This is a genomic window from Caballeronia sp. dw_276 (genome assembly GCF_018449635.1).
In the GTDB taxonomy this organism is placed as follows: domain Bacteria; phylum Pseudomonadota; class Gammaproteobacteria; order Burkholderiales; family Burkholderiaceae; genus Caballeronia.
Genome location: NZ_JAAVUV010000018.1, coordinates 1 through 14158, shown reverse-complemented (window position 1 = coordinate 14158; position 14158 = coordinate 1). Strand labels below are relative to the sequence as shown.

The following is a 14158-nucleotide window of genomic DNA, read 5'->3' as shown; positions in this document are numbered from 1 at the left end:
CCGGTATGACCCGGGCGGCTTCTGATGCTAGCGAATCAGTCAATCAAGCTCGGACCCGTAAGGAGGCCCGAACCAAAGGACTTACTCCGCCGGATGTTGCTGTTCTGCGGGTGCGACAGGTGCGGCTTCGGGCGTACCGAACTCGAACGATTCTTCCGCTGCAATCTGGTCGAAACGTTGACGATCCGACAACTCGCGGCTCTTGCGTGCCTTGTGGAACGCGAGACCCGTACCGGCCGGAATCAGGCGGCCGACGATCACGTTTTCCTTCAGACCGCGCAAATCGTCGCGCTTGCCCATGATTGCGGCTTCGGTCAGCACGCGCGTCGTTTCCTGGAACGATGCAGCCGAAATAAACGAATCGGTCGAGAGCGATGCCTTCGTAATACCCAGCAGCACGTTCTCGTAAGTCGCGGGGATCTTGCCTTCCGCGGCCATCCGGTCGTTTTCGTCCAGCATGTCCGAACGCTCAACCTGTTCGCCCATGATGAAACGCGTATCGCCGTTATCGGAGATCTGCACGCGACGCAACATCTGACGCACGATCACTTCGATGTGCTTGTCGTTGATCTTCACGCCCTGCAGACGATACACGTCCTGCACTTCGTCCACGATGTAACGCGCCAGCGCCTCGATACCCTGCAAACGCAAGATGTCGTGCGGATCAGCCGGGCCGTCAACGATCATTTCGCCCTTGTTGACGACCTGACCATCGTGCACCAGCACCTGCTTTTCCTTCGTGATCAGGAACTCATGCTGTTCCCCTTCCACGTCGGTAATAACCAGACGCTGCTTGCCCTTCGTGTCCTTACCGAACGACGTCGTACCCGTGACTTCCGCCAAGATGCCGGCGTCCTTCGGCGAGCGCGCTTCGAACAGCTCGGCCACGCGCGGCAGACCACCGGTAATGTCACGCGTCTTCTGCGCTTCAACCGGGATACGTGCCAGCACTTCACCAACCTGCACTTGCTGACCATCCTTCACGGTGATCAGTGCGCCAACCTGGAAGCCGATCTGCACCGAATGCTCGGTGTTCGGGATCTTGACTTCTTCGCCTTGTGCATCGAGCAGCTTCACCTGCGGACGAACGCTCTTCGACGCCTGCGAACCACGACGCTTCACGTCGATCACGACGAGCGTTGAAAGCCCCGTCACGTCGTCGATCTGCTTCGCCACCGTCACGCCTTCTTCGACGTTTTCGAACTTCACCGTACCGCCCCACTCGGTGATGATCGGACGGGTCAACGGATCCCATTGAGCCAGTTGCGCACCAGCCTTGATCTGGACACCGTCGAGTTGCAGCAACGTTGCGCCGTACGGGATTTTGTGACGTTCACGTTCACGACCGAGGTCGTCGGCAATGATCGCCTCGCCCGAACGCGAGATGACGATCTGCTCGCCCTTCGCATTCGTGACGTAACGCATGGTCGCCGTGAAACGCACCGTACCGTTCGACTTCGCTTCCACCGACGAAGCGATCGCCGCACGCGACGCCGCACCACCGATGTGGAACGTACGCATGGTCAGCTGCGTACCCGGCTCACCAATCGACTGAGCCGCGATCACACCAACCGCTTCGCCGACGTTCACGCGCGAACCACGACCCAGGTCGCGGCCATAGCACGAAGCGCACAGGCCGTAACGCGTTTCGCAGGTCAACGGCGTGCGCACGCGCACTTCGTCGATACCCAGGCGTTCGATTTCGTCGACCGCATCTTCGTCGAGCAGCGAACCCGATTCAAACAGCGTTTCCTGCGTTTCGGGGTTGACGACGTCAGCCACCGCCACGCGACCCAAAATCCGGTCACGCAAGGCTTCGACGACTTCACCACCTTCAACCAGCGCCTTCATGGCAACGCCGTTCGTCGTGCCGCAATCGTCTTCGACCACGACCAGATCCTGCGTCACGTCAACGAGACGACGCGTCAGGTAACCCGAGTTCGCCGTCTTCAACGCCGTATCGGCCAGACCTTTACGTGCACCGTGCGTCGAGATGAAGTACTGCAACACGTTCAGGCCTTCACGGAAGTTCGCCGTGATAGGCGTCTCGATGATCGAGCCGTCCGGCTTCGCCATCAGGCCACGCATACCGGCCAGCTGACGAATCTGAACTGCCGATCCACGTGCGCCCGAGTCGGCCATCATGTAGATCGAGTTGAACGATTCCTGCTTCGTCTGATTGCCGTCGCGGTCGACCACGGGTTCCGTAGCCAACTGCTCCATCATCGCCTTGCCGACCGCTTCCGACGTTGCCGACCAGATGTCGACCACGTTGTTGTAGCGCTCTTGCGAAGTGACGAGACCCGACATGTACTGACGGTCGTATTCCTTCACCTTCTTCGCAGCGTCGCCGACGATCTGTTCTTTTTGCGGCGGCACAAGCATGTCGTCGACGCAAATCGAAATACCGGCGCGCGTAGCCAGACGGAAACCCATCTGCATCAGTTGGTCGGCGAAGATCACCGTTTCGCGCAGACCACACTTGCGGAATGCCGTGTTGATCAGGCGCGAAATTTCCTTCTTCTTAAGCGGTCGGTTCAGCACCGAGAACGGCAGTCCTGGCGGGAGAATTTCCGACAGAATCGAACGGCCAACGGTGGTTGCGTACAGCGTGATCTTCGGCACGAACTTCGGTGCGCCTTCGCTTTGATCCGGGTTATGAATGTTTTCCGTAATCCGGACATTCACCCGCGACGCCAGCTCGACTTCCTTGTTTTCGTACGCGCGAATCGCTTCCGACACGCCCGTGAACGTCATGCCTTCGCCCTTGCCGTTCACCGCTTCACGCGATGCGTAGTAAAGACCCAGCACGATATCCTGCGACGGCACGATCGACGGATCGCCGTTAGCCGGGAACAAGACGTTGTTCGACGCCAGCATCAGCGTGCGCGCTTCCATCTGCGCTTCGAGCGACAGCGGCACGTGAACAGCCATCTGGTCACCGTCGAAGTCGGCGTTGAACGCCGCGCAAACGAGCGGATGCAGCTGGATAGCCTTACCTTCGATCAGCACCGGCTCGAAAGCCTGAATGCCAAGTCGGTGAAGCGTAGGCGCGCGGTTCAGCATGACCGGATGTTCGCGGATCACCTCTTCCAAGATGTCCCACACCACGGCCGTCTGGTTCTCGACTTCCTTCTTCGCGGCCTTGATGGTCGTAGCAACGCCCATCACTTCCAGCTTGTTGAAGATGAAAGGCTTGAACAGTTCGAGCGCCATCAGCTTCGGCAGACCGCACTGATGCAGCTTGAGCGTCGGGCCCACCACGATCACCGAACGGCCCGAATAGTCAACGCGCTTACCGAGCAAGTTCTGACGGAAACGACCGCCCTTACCCTTGATCATGTCAGCGAGCGACTTCAGCGGACGCTTGTTCGCGCCGGTCATTGCCTTACCGCGACGACCGTTGTCGAGCAGCGAATCGACGGCTTCCTGCAGCATCCGCTTTTCGTTGCGGACAATGATTTCAGGCGCCTTCAGTTCGAGCAGACGCTTCAACCGGTTGTTACGGTTGATCACCCGACGATACAAGTCGTTCAAATCCGACGTCGCGAAACGGCCGCCGTCGAGCGGCACGAGCGGACGCAGTTCCGGCGGCAGCACCGGCAGCACTTCCAGCACCATCCAGTCAGGCTTGATGCCCGAACGCTGGAATGCCTCGAGCACTTTCAGGCGCTTCGCGTACTTCTTGATCTTCGCTTCCGAACCCGTGTTCTTGAGTTCGGTGCGCAGCAACTCGACCTGTTCGTCGATGTTGATCGCGCGCAGCAGTTCACGCACGCCTTCCGCGCCCATTTCGGCACGGAATTCGTCGCCGTATTCCTCGACCTTATTGTAGTAATCCTCTTCCGTCATGATCTGCCGCGCTTTCAGCGGCGTCATGCCCGGTTCGATCACCACATATGCTTCGAAATACAGCACGCGTTCGATATCGCGCAGCGTCATGTCGAGCACCATGCCCAGACGCGACGGCAACGACTTCAAAAACCAGATGTGCGCAACCGGCGAGGCCAGTTCAATGTGGCCCATCCGTTCGCGACGCACCTTGGCAAGCGTCACTTCGACGCCGCACTTTTCGCAGATCACGCCGCGGTGCTTCAGGCGCTTGTACTTGCCGCACAGGCACTCGTAGTCCTTGATCGGGCCAAAAATCTTGGCGCAGAACAGGCCATCGCGTTCCGGCTTGAACGTCCGGTAGTTGATGGTTTCAGGCTTCTTCACTTCGCCGAAGGACCACGAACGGATCTTGTCTGGCGACGCCAGACCGATCTTGATCGCGTCAAAAACTTCAGGTTGTTGGACTTGCTTGAATAGATCGAGCAGAGCTTTCATTGCGTCTCTCCAGTAGTCCGATTAGTTCCGGTCCAGGTCGATGTCGATACCGAGCGACCGGATTTCCTTCACCAACACATTGAACGACTCAGGCATGCCGGCGTCGATCACGTGGTCACCCTTGACCAGGTTTTCATACACCTTGGTACGACCCGCCACGTCATCCGACTTAACAGTCAGCATTTCCTGCAGCACGTACGAAGCGCCATAAGCTTCGAGCGCCCACACTTCCATCTCACCGAAACGCTGGCCACCGAACTGCGCCTTACCACCCAGCGGCTGCTGCGTGACGAGCGAGTACGGTCCGGTCGAACGGGCGTGCATCTTGTCGTCGACCAAGTGATGCAGTTTCAGGTAATGCATGTAGCCCACCGTGACCGTCCGTTCGAACGGTTCACCCGTGCGGCCGTCGCTCAACTGCACCTGATTCTTCGACTTCGTCATGCCAAGCTGCTTCGCGATGTCGTCCGGGAACGCCAGATCCAGCGCACGTTCCATTTCGCCTTCCGTTGCGCCGTCGAACACCGGCGTTGCAAAAGGAACGCCTTCGCGCAGGTTCTTCGCCAGTTCGACGATTTCGTCGTCCGTGAAGTTTTCCAGCTCTTCCTGACGGCCCGACTCGTTGTAGATCTTCGTCAGGAATGCACGGAGCTCTTCAACCTTCGCCTGATGCTGCAGCATCTCGCCGATACGCCAGCCTAGGCCCTTCGCGGCCCAGCCCAGATGAACTTCGAGAATCTGACCCACGTTCATCCGTGAAGGCACGCCCAGCGGGTTCAGCACGACGTCGGCCGGACGGCCGTCGGCCATGTACGGCATGTCTTCGATCGGCACGATCTTCGACACAACACCCTTGTTACCGTGACGGCCGGCCATCTTGTCGCCCGGTTGCAGACGACGCTTCACAGCCAGGTAAACCTTGACCATCTTCAGCACGCCCGGCGGCAGTTCGTCGCCTTGCGTCAGCTTCTTGCGCTTTTCTTCGAACGCCAGGTCGAACTGGTGACGCTTTTGTTCGATGGAATCCTTGATGGCTTCCAGTTGCGCAGCGGCTTCTTCATCGGCCAGACGGATGTCGAACCAGTGGTAATGATCCAGATCTTCCAGGTACGGCAGATCGATCGCCGTGCCCTTCGCCAGCTTCTTTGGACCGCCGTTTGCGATCTTGCCGTTGAGCATACGGGCGAGACGCGAGAACGCGTCGCCTTCCACAATGCGCAGCTGATCGTTCAAGTCCAGGCGATAACGCTTCAGTTCGTCATCGATGATCTGCTGTGCACGCTTGTCGCGCGTAATGCCTTCGCGCGTGAACACTTGCACGTCGATCACCGTTCCGCTCATGCCCGACGGCACGCGCAGCGACGTATCCTTCACGTCAGATGCTTTCTCACCGAAGATCGCGCGCAGCAGCTTTTCTTCCGGCGTCAGCTGGGTTTCGCCCTTCGGCGTGACCTTGCCGACCAGCACGTCGCCCGCTTCAACTTCAGCGCCGATGTACACAATGCCCGACTCATCAAGACGGCCGAGTTGCACTTCAGCCAGGTTCGAGATGTCGCGCGTGATTTCTTCCGGCCCGAGCTTCGTGTCGCGCGCGACCACATTCAGTTCTTCGATGTGGATCGACGTGTAGCGATCTTCAGCAACGACCTTCTCCGAGATCAGGATCGAATCTTCGAAGTTGTAGCCGTTCCACGGCATGAACGCGACGAGCATGTTCTGGCCAAGCGCGAGCTCGCCCAGATCGGTCGATGCACCGTCGGCCACGACGTCGCCACGGCCAACCTTGTCGCCGACCTTCACGATCGGGCGCTGGTTGATGTTCGTGTTCTGGTTCGAACGCGTGTACTTGATCAGGTTGTAGATGTCGACACCGACTTCGCCGGCGACAGCTTCGTCGTCGTTCACGCGAATCACGATACGGCCGGCATCGACGTAATCCACGATACCGCCGCGGAATGCCTGAACCGTCGTACCCGAGTCGACCGCCACCGTACGTTCAATGCCCGTACCGACCACGGCCTTTTCAGGACGCAGGCAAGGCACGGCCTGACGCTGCATGTTCGAGCCCATCAATGCGCGGTTCGCGTCATCGTGTTCAAGGAACGGAATCAGCGAAGCAGCCACGGACACGATCTGCGACGGCGCCACGTCCATGTACTGGATGCGGTCCGGTGTGACCATCAGCGTTTCGCCAGCTTCACGCGACGAAACCAGTTCGTCGGTCAGCGTGCCGCCTTCGCCCAGCGACGCATTCGCCTGAGCGATCACGTAACGGCCTTCTTCAATCGCCGACAGGTAATCGATCTGATCGGTCACCTTGCCGTCCACCACTTTCCGATACGGCGTCTCTAGGAAACCGTATTCGTTCAAGTGCGCGTACAGCGCGAGCGAGTTGATCAGGCCGATGTTCGGACCTTCCGGCGTTTCAATCGGGCATACGCGACCATAATGAGTCGGGTGCACGTCGCGGACTTCGAAGCCAGCGCGTTCACGCGTCAAACCGCCCGGTCCAAGAGCCGATACACGGCGCTTGTGGGTAATTTCCGACAGCGGGTTTGTCTGGTCCATAAACTGCGACAACTGCGACGAACCGAAGAACTCACGAATGGCAGACGAAATCGGCTTCGAGTTGATCAGGTCGTGCGGCATCAGGTTCTCACTTTCAGCCTGACCCAGACGTTCCTTCACAGCCCGTTCCACGCGCACGAGGCCCGCACGGAACTGGTTCTCAGCCAATTCACCGACGCAACGCACACGGCGATTGCCCAGGTGATCGATGTCATCGACTTCGCCCTTTCCGTTGCGCAGCTCGACCAGGATCTTGATGGTCGCAAGGATGTCCTCGTCCTGCAGCGTCATCGGACCGATGATTTCGTCGCGGCCTACACGGCGGTTGAACTTCATACGACCCACCTTCGAGAGGTCGTACGCGTCTTCGCTATAGAACAGACGGTTGAACAGCGCCTCGACGGCTTCTTCAGTCGGCGGCTCGCCCGGGCGCATCATGCGGTAAATCGCAATACGCGCAGCCATGCGGTCGGCCGTTTCGTCAATGCGCAGCGTCGACGAGATGTACGGACCTTGATCCAGATCGTTCGTGTAGAGCGTCTGGATGTCCTTGACCTTCGACTCGCGCAGCTTATCGAGCACGGTTTCGGTGATCTCGTCATTCGCGTTTGCGATCACTTCGCCCGTCTCGCCGTCCACGACGTTCTTTGCCAGCACGCGGCCGAGCAAATAGTCTTCCGGCACCGAGATGAACTTCGTCTTCGCGGCTTCGAGGTCGCGAATGTGCTTTGCATTGATCCGCTTGTCCTTCTGGACAATGACGTTGCCTTCACGATCCTGAATGTCGAAACGCGCGACTTCACCGCGCAGGCGTTCCGGCACGAATTCCATTTGCGCGCCTTCGGCCATTAGACCGAAGTTATCGAATACGAAGAAGTTAGCGAGGATCTGTTCCGGCGTCAGGCCAATGGCCTTCAGCAGGATCGTCACCGGCATTTTCCGGCGACGGTCGACGCGGAAATACAGCACGTCCTTCGGGTCGAATTCGAAGTCGAGCCACGAACCACGGTAAGGGATGATACGAGCCGAGAAAAGCAGCTTGCCCGAGCTGTGCGTCTTGCCCTTGTCGTGTTCGAAAAACACGCCAGGCGAACGATGCAGCTGGGACACGATCACGCGTTCCGTGCCGTTGATGACGAACGAACCGGTCGGCGTCATGAGCGGCATTTCGCCCATGTAGACTTCCTGCTCCTTCACTTCCTTGACGACCGGCTTGCTCGGCGATTCCTTGTCGAGCAGCACCAGGCGCACCTTGGCGCGCAAGGCGGAGCAGTACGTCAAACCACGCTGCTGACATTCCTTGATGTTGAATGCCGGCGGCGAGAGCATGTAGCTCACGAATTCGAGACGCGCAAACCCGTTGTGCGAAACGATTGGGAACACCGATGAAAACGCTGCTTGCAACCCTTCCGCTTTACGCTGTGTTGCGCTGGTGGTCTCTTGCAGAAAGGTGCTGAATGATTCAAGCTGGGTAGCCAGCAGAAAGGGAACCTGGTGAACGATGGGGCGTTTCGCGAAACTCTTGCGAATACGCTTCTTCTCGGTGAAGGAATATTGCATACGATCTCCGAATCACGGCGGGCGTTGCCGAGGCGGGATACCTCGATGACACGACCCGGTGTTCACCGACTGAGACTCGCCATACGCCCGGGGAGGGACGAACGAGCCTAGAAGCTTGGTGGTTGGCCGCTACCAACCGCTGGCTGACGGCAGCGGATGCCTATGTTTCCCGCTACCCGACCAAACTTGCCTTCTGCAGTCGCTTCAGAAGACAAAGAAAAGAATCGGCAAAACTTCCCAACCGATGTTTTTCTTTGGCTTCTATGTGGTCATTGTTGCCAAAACCAACGACTCAAAACATAGTCCTCACAAAGCGGAAAAAGGCCGGCGGTCATAGACCGCCAGCCTTAGCAAAGCGCAGCCAAACTTACTTGATTTCAGCCTTGGCGCCTGCTTCTTCCAGCTTCTTCTTGGCTTCTTCAGCAGCAGCCTTCGGTACCGATTCCTTAACTGCCTTCGGTGCGCCGTCAACCAGGTCCTTCGCTTCCTTCAGGCCGAGACCCGTCAGTTCACGAACAGCCTTAATGACCGAAACCTTGTTCGCGCCCACCTCAACCAGGTTCACCGTGAATTCGGTTTGCTCTTCAGCAACTGCAGCGGCACCAGCGGGGCCAGCAACAGCTACGGCAGCAGCCGACACGCCAAACTTTTCTTCGAACGCCTTGACCAGCTCGTTCAATTCCAGAACCGACATCGAGCTTACTGCTTCGAGGATGTCTTCTTTTGCGATTGCCATTTGAGATACTCCTAAATTGAATTCGGATACAGCCAGCGATCTTGTAAGCCTAACCAGGCAACCAAGCGCGGTATGTTAAGCAGTAGCTTCCGGTTGCGCTTCAGCCGGAGCTTCTGCGCCGCCACCCTTCTTCTCGGCAAGCGCGGCCAAAGCGCGCGCGAAGCCAGAGACGGGAGCTTGCATGACGTACAACAGCTTGGAGAGCAGTTCTTCGCGGCTCGGGATGTTGGCGAGTGCTTGCACAGCCGCCTTGTCCATCACGTTGCCTTCGTAGGAACCAGCCTTGATGATCAACTTGTCATTGGTTTTGCCGAAGTCATTAACAACCTTGGCAGCAGCAATTGCATCTTCAGAGATGCCGTAGATCAGAGGACCAGTCATCTGCTCGGCCAGCGGAGCGAACGGCGTACCTTCCACGGCGCGACGCGCCAACGTGTTTTTCAACACGCGGAGATACACTTGTTGCTCGCGAGCCTTTGCGCGCAGCTTGGTCAGATCGCCAACCGCAATTCCACGATACTCAGCGAGCACCATCGTCTGAGCCTTCGCGACTTGCGCGGCGACTTCAGCGACAACTGCCTGCTTGTCTTCTTTGTTCAGTGGCACGGTTAAACCTCCAAATTCGATGCGCCAACTTAGCGCATCGCGTTCAACAACGGCGTCCGACCTGTCAGGAGTATTTCGACCGGCTAGTGCGCACCTCACGACACGCGACAACCGACTTCAACCACACCAAAACTGTTACGGGTTCGCCATCTGCGTTGGCTTGCATTAAGGTCACGCCCGACTGCTGCGCTCCCGCCAACGGTCTTTGACAACCGGTTGCCCGCCAAACTGCAGCTTGCAACCGCCCAAAGCCCTTAACACCGGTTCACGAATCGACGTGAACCAATGCATGATTCTTTACTGCGAGAGCGTTGCGTGGTCGACGCGCACACCAACACCCATGGTGCTCGACAATGCGATCTTGCGCAGATACACGCCCTTGCTGGTCGCCGGCTTAGCCTTTTGCAGGGCGTCCACCAGTGCCGACAAATTCTGACGCAACGACGCCGGCTCGAACGATGCACGGCCGATGGTTGCGTGGATGATCCCGCCTTTGTCAACGCGGAACTGGACCTGACCAGCCTTGGCGTTGCGAACTGCCTGAGCAACGTCGGCCGTCACGGTACCAACCTTCGGGTTCGGCATCAGGCCGCGCGGGCCAAGAATCTGACCGAGCGTACCGACAACGCGCATCGTGTCCGGCGAGGCAATCACGACGTCGAAGTTTAAGTTACCAGCCTTGACTTGTTCAGCCAGGTCTTCCATACCGACCACTTCTGCACCAGCTGCACGTGCTTGTTCAGCCTTTTCGCCTTGCGCAAACACAGCAACGCGAACCGACTTGCCGGTACCGGCAGGCAACACGACCGAGCCACGAACCACTTGGTCCGACTTCTTGGCGTCAATGCCGAGTTGCACAGCCACGTCGATGGATTCATCGAACTTAGCGCTTGCGCATTCCTTCACGATCGACAGAGCGTCGTCGATCGGATACAGCTTCATGCGGTCTACCTTGGTAGCGAGCGTTTGAAGACGCTTAGAAAGCTTAGCCATTTACACGCCCTCCACGGTGATGCCCATCGAACGGGCGCTGCCCGCGATCGTACGAACCGCTGCGTCCAGATCTGCTGCCGTAAGGTCAGGCATCTTGGTCTTCGCGATTTCTTCAGCTTGTGCGCGCGTGATATTGCCGACCTTGTCGACGTGAGGCTTCGGCGAACCCTTCTGGATGGCCGCGGCCTTCTTGATCAGAACGGTAGCCGGCGGCGTCTTCATGATGAACGTGAAGCTCTTGTCCGCGAATGCCGTAATAACCACCGGCACGGGCAGACCCGGCTCCATCGCTTGAGTCTGCGCGTTAAACGCCTTGCAGAACTCCATGATGTTCAGGCCGCGCTGGCCCAGTGCCGGACCAACCGGCGGTGACGGATTGGCTTTACCTGCAGGAATCTGCAGTTTGATAAAGCCGATGATTTTCTTTGCCATGTTGAAAACCTCTGCAGAACGCGATAGCGTTCGGTGAGTGATAACGCGCGCTCGCCAAAATGGCTACTGGCGCTCCTCAACAGTCATACGCGGACTGTAAGCGCGAACCGCGCTACGAAGTTCACACTTCGAGCGCGGCGAACAACGAATACTCGTTAAACCTTCTCTACTTGCCCGAATTCAAGCTCCACGGGCGTGGAACGTCCGAAAATCGTTACGGATACGCGAACCCGTGACTTTTCGTAATTCACTTCTTCGACGTTGCCGTTGAAGTCTGTGAACGGACCTTCCTTGACTCGCACCATCTCGCCTACTTCGAACAGGGTCTTCGGGCGCGGCTTCTCCACGCCTTCCTGCATCTGCGACATGATCTTTTCCACTTCACGCGGAGAGATTGGGCTCGGACGATTGCGCGCCCCGCCAACGAAACCTGTCACCTTGGCCGTGTTCTTTACCAAGTGCCACGTCTCGTCCGTCATTTCCATCTCAACGAGTACATAACCCGGAAAGAAACGACGCTCAGTTACGGATTTGTGACCGCCCTTCACTTCCACGACTTCTTCGGTCGGGACGAGAATTTGACCAAACTGATCCTGCATGCCGGCGCGGTCGATGCGCTCCTGAAGCGCACGTTGCACGCTCTTCTCCATGCCGGAGTAGGCGTGCACGACGTACCAACGTTTTCCGCTAGGTGATGCCGGTGCTTCGCTCATATCATCTCCAACCCAGAATTACCGAGAATATCACCCACTCGATCGACTTATCGCTAAGCCATAAGAAGATTGCCATGACAAGCACAAATGCAAAGACCACCAGCGTGGTTTGCGTGGCTTCCTTACGCGTCGGCCACACCACTTTGCGGACTTCTTTGTACGAATCTTTGGCAAAGGCGATAAAACCTTTTCCCGGTGCGGAGAGAAGACCGACCGCGACACCCGCGATCAAGCCGACAGCCAGCGCGGCGCCGCGAACGTACCACTCCTGGCCACTCAGCCAGAAGAAACCTACGAACCCGGCCAAGACCAACAATACGCCCGCGGTCAACATCAACTTGTCGCCGGAAGTATTTACAGTTTCGACGGAAGGATTCGCCATAACACCTTAAACAGCGCCCGGAGACGCAAGATTGTGGCAGGGGCAGAGGGAATCGAACCCCCAACCTTCGGTTTTGGAGACCGACGCTCTGCCAGTTGAGCTATACCCCTAAACCAGTTGGGGTCAGCAATTTCGCTAACCCCGAAAACTACAAACTATCGAGCAATTTCTGGCGTTGCTCGACTTACTCGAGAACCTTGGCCACGACACCGGCGCCGACGGTACGACCGCCTTCACGGATAGCGAAGCGCAGACCTTCTTCCATGGCGATCGGTGCAATCAGCTTCACCGTGATCGACACGTTGTCGCCCGGCATGACCATTTCCTTGTCCTTCGGCAACTCGATCGAACCCGTCACGTCCGTGGTACGGAAGTAGAACTGCGGACGATAGTTGTTGAAGAACGGCGTGTGACGACCGCCTTCGTCCTTGCTCAGCACATACACTTCAGCCGTGAAGTGCGTGTGCGGCGTGATCGAACCCGGCTTGGCCAACACTTGACCCCGCTCCACGTCTTCACGCTTCGTGCCGCGCAACAGAATACCCACGTTGTCGCCCGCTTGACCTTGGTCCAGCAGTTTGCGGAACATTTCCACGCCCGTGCACGTCGTCTTCACCGTCGGCTTGATACCGATGATTTCGATTTCTTCGCCGACCTTCACGATACCGCGCTCGATACGACCCGTCACCACCGTGCCGCGACCCGAGATCGAGAACACGTCTTCCACCGGCATCAGGAACGTGCCGTCCACTGCGCGCTCCGGCGTCGGGATGTACGTGTCCAGCGCATCGGCCAGGTTCAGAATCGCTACTTCGCCCAGCTCGCCCGTATCGCCTTCCAGCGCCAGCTTGGCCGAACCCTTGATGATCGGCGTGTCGTCGCCCGGGAAATCGTACTTCGACAGAAGCTCACGCACTTCCATTTCGACAAGTTCCAGCAACTCGGCGTCGTCCACCATGTCGCACTTGTTCAAGAACACGATGATGTACGGCACGCCAACCTGGCGAGCCAACAGGATGTGCTCACGCGTTTGCGGCATCGGACCGTCTGCAGCCGAACACACCAGGATTGCGCCGTCCATCTGCGCTGCACCCGTAATCATGTTCTTCACATAGTCGGCGTGACCCGGGCAGTCAACGTGCGCGTAGTGACGCGCTTGCGTTTCGTACTCGACGTGGGCCGTATTGATCGTGATACCACGTGCCTTTTCTTCCGGCGCCGCGTCGATCTGGTCATACGCCTTCGCTTCGCCGCCGAACTTCTTCGACAACACCGTCGCGATTGCTGCCGTCAGCGTGGTCTTGCCGTGGTCGACGTGACCAATCGTGCCTACGTTGACGTGCGGCTTGGTCCGTTCGAATTTACCTTTTGCCATTTTCGACTCCTAACAGGAATTTTTCCGTACCTTGCGCCGCGCGCAAACAGTGTGGACTATGTTGCTGGTGCCCATGAGCAGGATCGAACTGCTGACCTCTCCCTTACCAAGGGAGTGCTCTACCACTGAGCCACATGGGCGGACCTTGATGCTGGAGCGGGTGAAGGGAATCGAACCCTCGTCATAAGCTTGGAAGGCTTCTGCTCTACCATTGAGCTACACCCGCTTGGGTCTAACGATTCCCGACGCTTGCTACATGTTCTGGTGGAGGAGGTTGGATTCGAACCAACGTAGGCGTAAGCCAACAGATTTACAGTCTGCCCCCTTTAGCCACTCGGGCACCCCTCCGCAGAGAACTGACGATTATGAGGCAACTTGAGCGCTTTGTCAAGCCATCAGCGCATGCCACATTTCGATGTCTCTCACTTATACATGAGCCTGTAAACGCAAAAACCCCACTTTTG

Annotated in this window: 9 protein-coding genes and 4 tRNA genes; all 13 read right to left on the bottom strand. The window is 57.8% G+C overall.

What is annotated here, in order from left to right:
- Window positions 1-81 precede the first annotated feature (81 nt).
- A complete protein-coding gene (gene rpoC, locus HB633_RS28410) occupies window positions 82-4329 on the bottom strand; it encodes a DNA-directed RNA polymerase subunit beta' (protein WP_056355400.1) in 4248 nt (1415 codons plus the stop codon).
- 21 nt (window positions 4330-4350) lie between these two features.
- Window positions 4351-8457, bottom strand: coding sequence for a DNA-directed RNA polymerase subunit beta (gene rpoB, locus HB633_RS28405; RefSeq protein ID WP_213781495.1), 4107 nt, complete (start codon window positions 8455-8457; stop codon window positions 4351-4353).
- Window positions 8458-8824: 367 nt separating this feature from the next.
- A complete protein-coding gene (gene rplL, locus HB633_RS28400; RefSeq protein WP_056355393.1) occupies window positions 8825-9193 on the bottom strand; it encodes a 50S ribosomal protein L7/L12 in 369 nt (122 codons plus the stop codon).
- A gap of 75 nt (window positions 9194-9268) precedes the next feature.
- Window positions 9269-9799, bottom strand: a complete 531-nt coding sequence (gene rplJ / locus HB633_RS28395) for a 50S ribosomal protein L10 (protein ID WP_056355392.1) — start codon at window positions 9797-9799, stop codon at window positions 9269-9271.
- 297 nt (window positions 9800-10096) lie between these two features.
- Window positions 10097-10792, bottom strand: a complete 696-nt coding sequence (gene rplA / locus HB633_RS28390) for a 50S ribosomal protein L1 (protein WP_056355390.1) — start codon at window positions 10790-10792, stop codon at window positions 10097-10099.
- Window positions 10793-11224, bottom strand: coding sequence for a 50S ribosomal protein L11 (rplK, locus tag HB633_RS28385; RefSeq protein ID WP_056355388.1), 432 nt, complete (start codon window positions 11222-11224; stop codon window positions 10793-10795).
- Between the two features lie 155 nt (window positions 11225-11379).
- Window positions 11380-11937, bottom strand: coding sequence for a transcription termination/antitermination protein NusG (gene nusG / locus HB633_RS28380; protein ID WP_047845328.1), 558 nt, complete (start codon window positions 11935-11937; stop codon window positions 11380-11382).
- A gap of 1 nt (window position 11938) precedes the next feature.
- Complete coding sequence (gene secE, locus HB633_RS28375) at window positions 11939-12319, bottom strand: preprotein translocase subunit SecE (RefSeq protein ID WP_056355385.1); 381 nt, start codon at window positions 12317-12319, stop codon at window positions 11939-11941.
- Window positions 12320-12353: 34 nt separating this feature from the next.
- Window positions 12354-12429 (bottom strand) — tRNA-Trp (locus HB633_RS28370).
- 74 nt (window positions 12430-12503) lie between these two features.
- The gene (tuf, locus tag HB633_RS28365; RefSeq protein ID WP_213781494.1) at window positions 12504-13694 is read right to left on the bottom strand and encodes an elongation factor Tu; all 1191 of its coding nucleotides are present in this window, start codon (window positions 13692-13694) and stop codon (window positions 12504-12506) included.
- A 65-nt stretch (window positions 13695-13759) separates the two neighbouring features.
- A tRNA-Thr gene (locus tag HB633_RS28360) sits at window positions 13760-13834 on the bottom strand.
- 12 nt (window positions 13835-13846) lie between these two features.
- Window positions 13847-13920: transfer RNA gene (locus HB633_RS28355), tRNA-Gly, on the bottom strand.
- A 36-nt stretch (window positions 13921-13956) separates the two neighbouring features.
- Window positions 13957-14042 (bottom strand) — tRNA-Tyr (locus HB633_RS28350).
- Between the last annotated feature and the right edge of the window lie 116 nt (window positions 14043-14158).

Bases quoted from the DNA above. Each gene is read 5' to 3' on its own strand.
- rpoC (WP_056355400.1), bottom strand. From the start codon at position 4,329: ATGAAAGCTCTGCTCGATCTATTCAAGCAAGTCCAACAACCTGAAGTT.
- rpoB (WP_213781495.1), bottom strand. From the start codon at position 8,457: ATGCAATATTCCTTCACCGAGAAGAAGCGTATTCGCAAGAGTTTCGCG.
- rplL (WP_056355393.1), bottom strand. From the start codon at position 9,193: ATGGCAATCGCAAAAGAAGACATCCTCGAAGCAGTAAGCTCGATGTCG.
- rplA (WP_056355390.1), bottom strand. From the start codon at position 10,792: ATGGCTAAGCTTTCTAAGCGTCTTCAAACGCTCGCTACCAAGGTAGAC.
- rplK (WP_056355388.1), bottom strand. From the start codon at position 11,224: ATGGCAAAGAAAATCATCGGCTTTATCAAACTGCAGATTCCTGCAGGT.
- nusG (WP_047845328.1), bottom strand. From the start codon at position 11,937: ATGAGCGAAGCACCGGCATCACCTAGCGGAAAACGTTGGTACGTCGTG.
- secE (WP_056355385.1), bottom strand. From the start codon at position 12,319: ATGGCGAATCCTTCCGTCGAAACTGTAAATACTTCCGGCGACAAGTTG.
- tuf (WP_213781494.1), bottom strand. From the start codon at position 13,694: ATGGCAAAAGGTAAATTCGAACGGACCAAGCCGCACGTCAACGTAGGC.